Below are 12,630 nucleotides of genomic sequence, written 5' to 3'. Positions count from 1 at the left end.
AATCAATACATGTTTTTAAAAAACACCTAAACCGCATGGATTAAGGTTGCGCTATGTTTTTCCACTCAAAATCATGTGGGAAAGTTGAGTAAATTAAAATCTTCATCAGGTACTTCCGTGTCGTCAGAAACAGTATCTGTATTACCTTCTATCAGATTAAAGGTATCATTTTCCTGTTCCTCTTTGCTTTTTAAAAATTCTGACGGGTCATCAATATTCTTCTGAGCCTGATCGTCTTTCTGCTGCAATCTCTCCAAAATGTAAGCATCATCCTTTGCCTTTTTATTTTCGGCAATTGTCTGCAGATACATGATATACGGCTGTCTGCTCTGACCATATCTGTCAATACGTCCGTTTCTCTGCTGGAATGTCATTAATGACCACGGTAAATCAAAATGAATCATGCGGTGAGACAGATGGTGAAGGTTAATACCTTCTGAAGCCACGTCAGAACAGATAAGCAGTCTGGCTTTAGAGGATTCCTTATTAAAGTCATTTACTATTTCAGCTATCTCACTGTCTAGCATCTGCCCATGCAGTGTGACTACCTGTTTTTTGTCTTTGCCAAGGCCAATCCTTAATGGTAATTCTTTCTCCAAGAATTCCAATGTGGGAATTGATTCCGTAAAAATAACTAAACGATCCTTAGGATCGTTTTTATCCCAACCGAATTCACTGCCGTTAAGGTAATCGACCAGCCAATTAAATTTACTGAAATGTTCCACAGAAATAGCATTTACGAGAGAACGGATTTCTTTTAATCTGCTTATCTCATCAAGATCAGCATTAGTCTTCTTTTCGAGATTTGCTATTCTGTTTTTAAGAACACTTTCACATGCTGCGGGGCTCGAGAATACAGCCTTTGTCAGTACACTGGAAAAAAGATGATGTCCTTTCACCTTCTTTCCTTCAGTTGTTTCTTTTATAAACAGCTTTTCAATTTCAGCGAAAACCTGGTTTTCCTGTGGTGTAGCATCTATCTTCTGAGTCTTTATAACACGTTCAGGAAAATCTTTAGCGACCTGATTCTTTATGTCCGATTTAAATCTTCTTATTACCAGCCCTTTATCAAGAAAGTCATCAGCCCGATAATTTTCCGGATCAGGTATTGCGGTTGGATCCAGGATATTCATTAGGCTCGCAAAACTTTTAGCACTGCCGTCGTGAGGAGTTGCTGTCAGCATAATCATGCTGTCTGAATGCTTTGATAATAAGTTGGCTAGCCTTGCTCTTTGGCTTCTGCTGTCACCTCTTGAAGCAACATTATGTGCTTCATCAATGATAATCAAATCCCACTGAGACTTTTCAAGATAGCTAAGAAATTCAGGCTGTTTGAGTGTATCCACGGAAATGATTGATTTATCAAAATAATCAAACGGGTTTTTATTTACCGGTATTCTATTGATACAACGCTGAATACCCACAGAATCCAAACGACAAAGCGGAATGGAAAACCTGTTCCAGAATTCCTGCTGAAACTGCAAAAGCATTGCCTTGGTAGCCACAACCAAAATACGTCTGGCTCTGCCTCTTGCCATAAGTTCTGAGGTTAAAATACCAGCTTCCAAGGTCTTACCGATACCTACGGCATCCGCAATTAAAATTCTTGGCTTTGTCTGAGAAAGAGCCTGAATTGTCGGATCAAACTGATACGGCAAAGCATCCATCGCAGCTTTGTCCGCAACGTAAATTTTACCTGGATTGGTTCTTGGAGCAGAACGCAGTACGGATTCAATGTAAAGTTTGGATTTAATAAACCCGGAAGAATCATCCTGTTTCAGCTCGGTTTCATCAGGTAGAAGAATTTTTACATCATCTTCCAACCCTGTATAGAAAATTCCTTTTCGTCCCCTAACCAAATCAGACAGACCGGTACAGGTAAGTCTGAAGTTATTATTTGTTGTATGCTGAACTTCAATAATTCTCCATTCAGCATCTCTGATTATTATGTGGGCTCCAACAGGGTAGTTACAAAAATTACTCATTACGGACATAAAACTATTTCCCCCAAACATACCTTATCGGATTCTGGTCACCTTTTTTAAAATATTCTGCTACTGACTTTCCGACATACTTCTTTCTTATTTTAGGATCAGCTATTCGCCCCACAAACTCATACCTTGGCTGAGTCCATTGACTTTTATCATCATCTTTAGTGGTAAAAGTTGTTAATCCTTCAAACCACTGTACTGGTTTATAGACCTCTATTACCATGCCATCGTAGACAGATAATACATAATCGACTTTTTCAGCACTATCTAAACTGAGTTTCCAGCAACCTCTTGTACCTTCATATAATTCATACGGAGTCATGTCATTTCTGTAAACTCTGTTTATTCTGATAAGCATTAAATTATGCTTAATATCGGCATCTTCTAATTTTTCACCTGCATACCTGGACTCTAGTGCAGAAACTTCAATTTTTCCATATGTACTTGATTCATAGCCTCGTTTTTGATTAGTAAGATTATTAATACCTATTAAATCAATTACAGCAGCTTCAACCTTGAGAGCTGTCTTCTCATTAAGACCGTGTGCAAGAATTTCAATTAGAGGTTCCTTTTTTCTTTCAAAGATTTCTTTAATTTTCTGAACCTTTTCACTTTCAGAATCATCCCAAATATGTTGAAAAACGCGGTTTCCTTGTCCCTTCCCCACATAAAAAGGTTTCTTGGTATCAGGATCTGAATATACATAAACGTAAAATTTTAGAGCCTTAATTGTTTCATTAGAAAACTTATCTATCATGTTCATTACTCCTAAGGCATTTTTATTCGCAACTTTATCTGTGTAACCATGCTTGGACGTAACTAAATTAAGTGTTGCTGAAAGTGAATTCTTTAACTTTATGACAGATTGGTAATAAACTCAATTACTACAGGAAAATCGATAGAAAAACCTCACAAATCCAATACAAAATAAACAAAAACACGAAGAATTTTGAACTGTTTTTGTCTGGCTTTGTTTGGTTCCGAGGTTTCCTTGATCAAAGTACTAAAAATAACTTTCTTGATAATACTTCTTCGCTTATGTGTTTCTTCTCAATTGAGGCGTTAGACTGTAAGTTTCCTTTAAGGTCAGGTAATAAACAGCACCACAGCATACCCTTTTATTTGCCGTAGAGCATCCGAAAGAAACGGATCATTTCTGATTGTTTTTATTTTTTGAAGGTTCTTTCGACTTTGAATTCCGTTTTTTCTTTTTCCCTGAGTTTGCAGGCTGAGAATTCCTTTTACCGTTTTTATCTTTAGCAGATTTAGGCTCCGACTTTCTCAAAGAACTGGCATTAAACTCAGACTTACATTTATCAATACCTTTCTTAATCGGAACAAGAACGTATGAATATCCGAAATCAAGAGTTTTATCCCATGCCTTTCCGGCAGGATCTGTTATGTACGGATCAACATATTCTATCTTTAAGGCGTATGGAGCATTTCCGACAGCAGGCACATCACCTTTATGTGCAAAAATGCCATAGGTGAACGATACCGCAACGCATACATGCAGCAGGAACATATATGCTCTAAAGTAATATTCTCTGCATGTCTGCCGGTATTCCCTTTTCACTCTGATATTTTTCAGATCCAGAATAACACGGTTTACAATCAGCAATACGAGATAAATAAGAATTGCTTTTGCCAGATCCAGAAGGTACCTTATCACAATGTCTGAGATTTTTCCGCTGTAATTCATTTCGAAAAAATGCTCGTCATCTACTGCAAAGACTGCAAATACCGCACAAAAAGCAATCAGTGTAATGAGCATGTTTCGAGTGGCCGAAATGCTGTTAAGGATTCTGCTCGAATGAAACCCGAGAATGCTAGCGGCTTCACCGCTTATGCATCCGCAGCACAAATCTGAAAAATACTGTCCCACATCCGGGTCATTTCTGTTTTTCTTGTTTGCAGCAAGGTATTCAAAAACTCTCTGAAAAATGGAAAACTTTTCCAGTTTCTCAAGTTCGTTTTTGAAAAACGCCCTGCCGGTCTTTGACTCAGAATGAGATTTAATGTATTCAATCTCTTCAGAAAAAAGGTCGTCATAAATGTTGCAGGTCATGAAGAGTTCTGCGGGAGTTCCGAAGGAAAGAACACGGTATTCTTTATCTAGACCTTTAACCGAGAATGTCAAATCAGCTGTTTCAATGGTTCCGGAATATTCCAGAAGAGCGATGTCCGGTTCTGGAAAAGACTTTCCGGAAAAAGAAAAATCTGCAGATTTAACAAATTTCCTAAAGTTTCCGTATCCGGAAATGTATTGATTCAGAAGTCTGGCCTCCTCTGTCGATTCCAGAACTGAACATTTTCCGTTTGAATCAGCATAACCTGTAACAGTAATGTAATGAGTCATAATGCCTGTGCCATGGCATTTTTTGCATTTGACTTTACCGCTTCCGAAACAATTGAAACAATCGACTTTACCGCTACCGTGACATTCTAAACAGGTGTAATACTTCATTACAGTGCCAAAACCGCTTCCATCGTCGGCTGGAACCGATTGGCCGTAACTTCCACTTCCGTTGCACTTGGAACAGGTCTTTTTTCCGCTTCCTCCGCAGCTGGAACACCTTACCTTCTTTTTACCTTTACATTCTGGACAATCTTTAATGCAGGACAAACAGACAGTCGCTGTGACAGCTCGCTTTCTGAAGTTACCGATATCAGAGATTTCTTTTCCTTTTTCGTAAGAAACATTCAATATGTTAAATGCTGTTTCAAGCATATTCTGAGAATTTGAAAACTCACGTATGTAGCGGTCTCTCTGTAATTCGAATTCCTTCGCATTAACTGATATAGAACCAGAAGGAGCTTTTTTGCCGACTTCCACTTTCACAGAAGATGTTTCTGCATAAAAACGCCATTCGGACAAATGTCTGAGCTTTGCCTCAGATGTGCCATGTTTTACAACTGTTACTTCGTCCGCACAGGCATGGTTGCCGTCGACCAGAGTGCGCATAAGGTCTAAAAGTGCAAGTTCAGACTTGTTTTCAATCATCGTTCTTCCCGTTATCTTTTCGTGATGTTAAGCAAAGGATTTGCTTCATTAATTCGAACTGTCTAAATCTTAATCGTTTCTGCAAAGGTTAAATTCTATATACTACAGAAAATAAATTCAACAGTGACCATCTGTCTTTAAAAGAGAAAACGGTGTTTAACCTCATAAAACTTCACAATAACCTCACAAAACAGATATAACCATTGATTTATAAGCCCTTTTCATCAGTGAAGCCGTCAAAAAAGGAGGTTAAATAACTTTAACCTCACAAAACCAAACAATAACCTCACAACATTTAAGTTGTTTATTGTCACTTTACCATAGCTTCATAAGTTCTATTTGGAGATGATTTATTTCCGTTTGGTTGATAAATATCGTTTATCAAGAAACCACATAAAAGTTAACACCATTCCCCCTCATGATTGTAACTTCCCCTTTCTGAGGAATTTTCATACGGACTTACGCTATAAGTAATAATGTTTGAATATTTGCATTAGATTGCCGGCTATTGATTGAATTACGAGGGATTTTACGAAATAAGGGCTCTTGCATTCAGTCCCTGCATTGTTGGGATTGAAAAAACGGATAGGCCTCTTTTGGGCCGGAATAGTAACATTTTCGCTGTACGAGGATTACTGAATTATTACCATTCAAATGGCAAGTACTGGCAGTCACATACCGGTTGTAGACAAATTCCCGTAACAGATAAGGAAAGTGCATATACACTTTCCTTTATTGGAGCCTAGATTACTGTGCCTATATAAGCATTTCGCTCAGTTTAACATCCTCTGGCCAACTATCCAAAGACACATCCTCGAATGAGATTCTAAATAATTTTTCCAAATCATCAACGGTGGCATCCGGACCTGTAGGACCTGTATAACCAAGCTCCTCAACAAAATCGTCATCATTGACGTATACTCTTGGCCTGTCGTCCCCGGAATATAGTGACAGATCTCCCGTCCAACCGGATGTCGACATAAAGTAGATATTACATCTCCACTGTCTTCTGCCTTTATCATCCTTTTTCCATAAATTTGCTCTTACGGAACAGAATTTTCTGATTCGTTTGGCTCTTCTGTTAGTGACCCAAAATGCAATTTCCGACTTTGACACCATGACCCTGGAAATACCACTAAACTTGGAAAAGATATATTCAGCGAATTTCTTAACGTTAGCCAGTACGTCTGCAGGAACTTCTTTTGAAATCAGATTTAAATAGTCATCAATATCATTCGTCCTCGTATGGTTCCATTTTTTGATATTATTCTGAACTGTGGCATTGCTTTCATCTGATGAAGCAACCGATGTAATTGACGACATTCCCAAAAGATCCTCAATTCTGTTTTCCAATGACTGAGGCTCAATCAGACTGCGTATAAGATTCAAAAGTCTTGAAATCTTTAAAGCGTTGTTTGCAAGGTATGTATTCTTCTGGCACATCCTGTAAAGAACCTGCTCCCATTCCTCGTCAAATTCTCCGAGGTTAACAAGAAGCTCCTTTTTTTCCTCACTTATTTCATTTAAATGAAATTGTCTTGCAGTCATCTCATCCCAACTTGTAAAACCGGGTTCCTGTACAAGATATTCGTAAATATCAGGATATGATATCTGCAGACAGATAAGACCGTAGCTTGCCGTGTAATCACTGAGAGTCAGAGAATCCTCCTCGTCCTCAAGTTCAATGTTTCTCATTATGCTGATTAGAGAAAGTGTGTTCATTAATCTTTTTATTGAACGGGGATTGGCGCCTGTAGAATAATCAGTCATTTCTGAAAGCGCATCAATGGTCACTATATTTTGATTTTCTTCATCATCAGGAGTATAGATATATTTTTTTAGATTCGTATTCAGATCCTCTTCTTTCATAAATCCTATGCTTAAAATTGAATCTGTCAGGAATGTGGTTATGTCATATGCAGAAACAGGCATGGAAAAAGGCATTTGGATAATCTTATCGAAAAAAGAACGATATGCTCTGTCATCTATTCCCTGTCCCGGCGCATTTCCAAACTTTACCTTTAATCCCTTTACAACCACGTCATAATCTATGGCAAGAACAAAAATACAGCTGTTGACCTCAAATATATTTTTAAGCAATTCCAGAATTTTGACAGCTTCTTCCGGATTTATACGGTCAAGATCATCGACGAAAAAAATGAAACCCCTACGGTTTGATCCTTTTGATTTTTCTAGGGAAATACTTTCATCAATTACTTTAGCAAAAGCATTTTTTAGGTCATTAGGTCTGGTTTCCTTTACATTTTCTGATGTTGATAAAGTGTCTTCAACGGCTGCATAAAATTCATTGCCGTCAACAAGCCCTCCGGATACGTTAGTAAGCGTTTTGGCTGCTGTTTTTGCTGCAATGTATCCTGTTTTTTTTAGGAATGACATTGTTTTTGATATCAATTGATTAGTAGAACTAGCCGAATTATTCTGCCCTTCCACCAGACTGGTACACTCGTCAACCATCCCCTTAATTACACCCATAAGAGTTTCTTCAGGAGTTCTCATAATTGAATACTCCCACATATTTATCCATATTCCAAAATATGGAGCATTTGGATTCTTATGGCCTTCAAACTCACACAGAGAATTCCTCAGCTGATTCATCAGAGAAGTTTTACCGGATCCCCACTGTCCCTGTATCGCAATGGTTGTCGGCATGGTTGCACGTTCCAAATAAGCACTTAATGCTTTAATATATTTGGTTAGACCTAATTTATCCTCATCACTTTTCATGAGAGGTGTATCGATAATATTTGTGCTTATTGACATTCCGTACCCCGCTTAACGTAGATCTGGTGAACGATAAACAATGAAAATTAAACTGATATAATCAGGTCATTCAAGACATCAGTATGTAAATATGATGAAATAAACAAACGGTAATCCGATGAAAAATAGTTTATCTAATTCAAATTAAAATTTTCATAATCAGAAAAAGCTTATGGCCAAATTGATTTCATCCTTTTTGTACTGAATGACATTAACTGTAAAATCAGAAAACTTTTAACTCTTTTGTCCAGACCGGCAAACATATCCACCTTTTTTACACAGTAACAGACGCCCCGTAACCTGCAACATACACCTGCGTCCATCGGCAATTAAAAACATATCGTCTTACTGTATTGAAAATTTATAAATACGGCATATTGCCGAGTCTTTATTAATATTACTTCATGAGAAGCGTGATAATAAAAAAACATCGATGAAATTTTATACATATCACATAAATACACACCTGTTTTTTGAATATATTGAACAGTTCCCGGAAAAAATGAAATTTAAAGGTTTTACCGTGCCTGAGGGGGTAGTTAAATAGTAATTTGATATATTTGTCAGTCATTTTTGAATCGTTAATAGTGCTTCGTACCTGCATTTCTCAACATACCGGATACTGTTTTGAAAGTATTCAAAAACTCCTGATTATTTTGACCACGGAAACCATACGTGAACGGACGTGCTTCTGATTTCACAGGTACAACTCAAAATTGAGTATACGACTGTCAAATCATTCAAAATAACATAAATATTTTATATACAGATCTCAATTACAAAATTTTAGAAGACAATAAACTGGTCACGTCAGGAAAAATAATAATAGACTTAATGTAAATAGAATACCCGCACGTGAAAATTTTAACTAAATTGGAGATTTATCATGATGTATATAATTGATCATTCCAATGGCCAAAAAATTTTTGATATTGATGTCAATTGCATAAAAGAACACCGTACCGGTAATAAGTTATTTGACCTTGATAATAAATTCATAAAAGATCATCGTACCGGTAATAAGTTATTAGATATTGACGGTAACTTTATCAAAGATCATCGTACCGGCAATAAGTTATTAGACATTGCTGGTAACTGCATCAAAGACCATCGTACCGGCAATAAGTTATTCGATATTGACGGAACTTCCGTGAAGGATCATCGTACGGGAAAACGGATTTATGATTTCAATGGTTCTGCCCTTTTATCGTACCCGTACCTGTTTGCGGTTCTTCATGCCCTTGATATTCTCTGAACCACGATTTTGCAGGGCTTTTTACAGGCATTGCTGAGGGACTTACAATCCTAGCTCTTACGCTCATAAGCCTCCCGCTATGCCTGTATGTCGGCGATAAAATAGGTTTTGAAGACTGCTTTACACTGTCTGTTCTCGGTTTGTTCGTACTGCTCGGAGATCTGTTCATGATACTCGTTTATTCAGCATGTTGTCATACCGTTCTGGAACAGGTTTTGTGACATAAAGGGATGGAAAAAATACAGAATTAACAGGAATACACGAATTTTATGTCACACCCCTGGTTTAATTTGAGGTTAAATTCCACCTAAGGTTATCAAGACGATACTTCATCCTTAAAGTTATCTTAAACCTCCTGCTTATCAACGATTTCAATATTATTATTGAAGAAGCAGTTGGGTGAACTGATGCTTCGAATCTTTATTCAGTGGATAGTCTTCTATTATCTAACTATAAAGAAAAACTCCTGATTCTACAAGTTAAATTATATAATAGGAGTTTTTAAACATTTTATGCTATATACAATTTGCAGAGATTGGTTTAAGTTAATACTCTTATTGTTTTCTTACATAAAATAAAAGAATGAATGATAGTATGTTGTTTTAGTCTGAAAGAGTTAAGAGATTCCTTTACCTCTCAGTAGATATATTTTAATTATAGGTTTGAGTTATTATTTGTATATTTAAAATAATATCAAGTATTTTTCCAGAAGTAAAAGAAATATCACCTGTCCCCATCAAAAAGAGAAAAAGCACGATTATAGTCCCCCAAAAAAGGACCTTATTTCTAATAAAAAAATTATTCCACCTATCCAATATTATCACTTTATAACTCTCCTCTACATTTAAATTATTATATTTAGTACTGTTTTTCAAAACTGTATTAATAGAAAATTTCAATATAAATAATCTCCTTTTATTGTCATAGAATTATTAAAGAATAATTAAAATATCTTATTAACTTACTCTAAACTATATTTGTATTATACCATATCACCCCTTATAAACTAAGTAATTTTCCATAAAATTTAAAAAAATTTATGTATTATTTAATACTAGATATAGTACTTAATTAGACAAACTAGATATTAAATGATATATTTATTAGAGTTATTACAACGCTAATAAATTCAAATCATAAAAATCAATTTTTTTGTAAAGGAGTATTTGAAATAAAACAATTGTTAAACTAGTCAATTTGTGTTCCCATAGAACGAGTATAAAATGCAACATAAATTGATAGATGCAATAAAAACAACTAATAAAATAATTAAAAATCCAATAACTATAAAAGGTTGTTTGGATGAAGTTAGATTCCTTTCAGCAACAGATTCGTAAACCATATCAAACGTATCAAACCAAAGGATTCTGATAAAATGATGGCACTGTCTTGTTAAGTTTATTTAATCAACAAACTGCTTAAACTTTGACAATGTGAAAAGGCTTCCTTTACAAAATGTTAATGTTAGAACTTGTTTAAACAATATTGACGGACGTTAACTATTTTTTAGGGCTTGTAAAGATATTTTTCATAAACCATCAAAACATCTTGGTTACGCTTTGAAGATAAACATCTTAAAAAATCAAGGTATTCCTTTTTTCAACGGGAACAATAACCCAAAATTTTCATGATAAGTCCCCAATTTTTTTAGGATAAATGTCATTTATTAGAAAACAGTTGTACAATAGCCCGCACTGTTCTTAATTCGGAACTACGGGAATGAACTACACAAGCAATAAAAAAGACATACTGACGTCAATTATATTCGATAAACAGAGTCTGGGATACATATCAGATTCAGTGATTATACGTAAGCATTACTTAAGGAATGTGCTTTTGTTTATGTTCGCCTTAACACTGATTATTTCATGCACTGTCTACGTCGTAAAATCCGTTCCCGTAATTTCAAAAAAATATTTTGACATAACATTGAGCGGTTACGCCTACGGAACGGGATTTATCCATTCATCGGCAGACCAATTCAAATACCATAGCTCAAAAACATGCGATTATTATGTGAAGGTACTGTCCACCAGTGAAAACTCAGAAAATGTTCCGAAACTGATGAGAATAAAAAATATTGAATGTACGGCACTCCTCGGTGAAAAAATAAAATTCATCTATGAAAAAGATGATCCGTCCGAAATCTTTGCTGTCGACAGACACAGCACAACCTTCAGTCAGGTTGTATTTATATTCTGGATTCTGTTAGTTATTAGTACCGTTATGATATTTTTTATCGTGTACAGAACCAGACGTGATTACGGAATGAGATTCCGCCAGGCCCTGGAATCAGGCATTCATCTGGAGCTTCAACTGCAGCCTGCAGAGTTGTTTTACCATGCGGTAAAGAATAATTACGATTCTCCTCTGATGCTGATGTCTGATATGGGGACAGAAAAAAACATTTCAAGCTCTTTCCGAAGCTGGAAGAGAACTTTTGAAACACGCTGCAACTTTCAAATAAGCCAGTTCAATACGGCAATCATAGGACTGACATACACATGTTGGCCTAACATAAAACTGTCCCTACACCCCGAGCCTGTGATAAAATACAGCCGCGAGGTCTGCCACATATACGGAATCAGCGAAAACACACTTAGAAAAGCGGCAAACCTGCCTCCTGTTTCAGATGATATGAAAACAGATGACGTACAGAATTCACCGGCATCAGAAACAGACAGAATGATATTTTTTGCCGGACCGTGGATCTCAAAAAACAAAACCCCTGACAAAAAACTGAATCTTTACATAACAACAGATGAATTCAGGGATTATTACACCACTCCGGTTAAATAATCAGAAGCTGTCGGAACCTAAAGACCAGAGGCTCCGGCAAATAACAGGAATATGCCGGCAGCGTGTTTTTCTTTTTGATTTATAAACATCATTCCGATACACCGGAACGGTAAATCCGACAGCAAAATAAATCGCGTAAACAGCTTCGGCGTAAATATAAAACATTCATTGCAGATTAAGGATAATTCGAATGGCTAATCAATCTTCATCAGTAACTGTTGTCACCACAATCATCGCATTGGGCATCCTTATCTATAACGGCTTTGTATTTTGGGAAAACCACACAGATTCAGGCGCAACTCATTTCGCAAAAAAAATGATTAACGAATCACTTGAAGATGAAGAGCTCGACATTACACTGGATAAACTGGAACTTCTGAGCACAGGTACCGATAAGGACGCTTTCGAGGTATTCAGTAAAGACAGGAACCAGCTCAAAACAGGCGGAAAATTTTTCAGAGGCAGAGGAACCTTCTCTGACGGTTCCGTTGCGGAAGTCTGTTATTACCGTTTTTCAAAAGACGGTGACACATACGTTTTCACCGGATTATGCCGGGATTAAACCAGATGTATTTCAGGCCGGCCCCGTTCCGGCTCTGTCCGCACGCAATGTTTCATTGAATTCAGGTTACGCGCATCCGAAAATACGGAAGTCATCCATACACCGGTCCATCACGGATACGGGATGTTTTCAGCGGATTAAGCATCTCTTTTTCTTTAATCATCTCCCGTGTTTTATTTGTTTCTTTTCCTCCTTGTGATAAAATTTTGATTAGTCAGCAAAGAGGAGCCGTTTCGTC

At 36.7% G+C, this 12,630-nt stretch carries 7 protein-coding genes; 3 read left to right on the top strand and 4 right to left on the bottom strand.

What is annotated here, in order from left to right; all coding sequences use genetic code 11:
• Nucleotides 1-71 precede the first annotated feature (71 nt).
• From T489_RS0110790 to T489_RS0110775, 4 genes are all read right to left on the bottom strand, one after another.
• Nucleotides 72-1,994, bottom strand: a complete 1,923-nt coding sequence (locus T489_RS0110790; protein ID WP_051622042.1) for a DEAD/DEAH box helicase — start codon at nucleotides 1,992-1,994, stop codon at nucleotides 72-74.
• Between the two features lie 4 nt (nucleotides 1,995-1,998).
• Nucleotides 1,999-2,748: an LEM-3-like GIY-YIG domain-containing protein gene (locus T489_RS0110785; RefSeq protein WP_031580045.1), complete on the bottom strand. Its 750-nt coding sequence runs from the start codon at nucleotides 2,746-2,748 to the stop codon at nucleotides 1,999-2,001.
• 393 nt (nucleotides 2,749-3,141) lie between these two features.
• Nucleotides 3,142-4,995: a hypothetical protein gene (locus T489_RS0110780; protein WP_031580044.1), complete on the bottom strand. Its 1,854-nt coding sequence runs from the start codon at nucleotides 4,993-4,995 to the stop codon at nucleotides 3,142-3,144.
• Between the two features lie 756 nt (nucleotides 4,996-5,751).
• Entirely contained in the window at nucleotides 5,752-7,776 is a 2,025-nt protein-coding gene (locus T489_RS0110775; RefSeq protein WP_031580043.1) for a KAP family P-loop NTPase fold protein, read from the bottom strand.
• Nucleotides 7,777-8,662: 886 nt separating this feature from the next.
• On the opposite strand from T489_RS0110775, the gene T489_RS0110770 reads away from it, so the two are divergent.
• The 3 genes from T489_RS0110770 to T489_RS0110755 all read left to right on the top strand — a co-directional run bounded on the left by T489_RS0110770 (nucleotide 8,663) and on the right by T489_RS0110755 (nucleotide 12,392).
• Nucleotides 8,663-9,031, top strand: a complete 369-nt coding sequence (locus T489_RS0110770) for a hypothetical protein (protein ID WP_031580042.1) — start codon at nucleotides 8,663-8,665, stop codon at nucleotides 9,029-9,031.
• A gap of 1,842 nt (nucleotides 9,032-10,873) precedes the next feature.
• Nucleotides 10,874-11,830 carry a hypothetical protein gene (locus T489_RS0110760; RefSeq protein ID WP_157608221.1) on the top strand — a complete coding sequence of 319 codons (957 nt, stop codon included), beginning with the start codon at nucleotides 10,874-10,876 and terminating at the stop codon, nucleotides 11,828-11,830.
• Between the two features lie 190 nt (nucleotides 11,831-12,020).
• Complete coding sequence (locus T489_RS0110755; RefSeq protein WP_031580039.1) at nucleotides 12,021-12,392, top strand: hypothetical protein; 372 nt, start codon at nucleotides 12,021-12,023, stop codon at nucleotides 12,390-12,392.
• The last annotated feature ends 238 nt before the right edge of the window (nucleotides 12,393-12,630 follow it).

It is taken from the genome of Ruminobacter sp. RM87 (assembly GCF_000701925.1).
Lineage (GTDB): Bacteria > Pseudomonadota > Gammaproteobacteria > Enterobacterales > Succinivibrionaceae > Ruminobacter > Ruminobacter amylophilus.
The sequence above is the reverse complement of the archived record's forward strand: the minus strand, read 5'-3'. Positions and strand labels throughout refer to the sequence as shown.

Coding starts and splice junctions, on each gene's coding strand:
- T489_RS0110790 (WP_051622042.1), bottom strand. CDS start 1,994: ATGTCCGTAATGAGTAATTTTTGTAACTACCCTGTTGGAGCCCACATA.
- T489_RS0110785 (WP_031580045.1), bottom strand. CDS start 2,748: ATGATAGATAAGTTTTCTAATGAAACAATTAAGGCTCTAAAATTTTAC.
- T489_RS0110780 (WP_031580044.1), bottom strand. CDS start 4,995: ATGATTGAAAACAAGTCTGAACTTGCACTTTTAGACCTTATGCGCACT.
- T489_RS0110775 (WP_031580043.1), bottom strand. CDS start 7,776: ATGTCAATAAGCACAAATATTATCGATACACCTCTCATGAAAAGTGAT.
- T489_RS0110770 (WP_031580042.1), top strand. CDS start 8,663: ATGATGTATATAATTGATCATTCCAATGGCCAAAAAATTTTTGATATT.
- T489_RS0110760 (WP_157608221.1), top strand. CDS start 10,874: ATGTTCGCCTTAACACTGATTATTTCATGCACTGTCTACGTCGTAAAA.
- T489_RS0110755 (WP_031580039.1), top strand. CDS start 12,021: ATGGCTAATCAATCTTCATCAGTAACTGTTGTCACCACAATCATCGCA.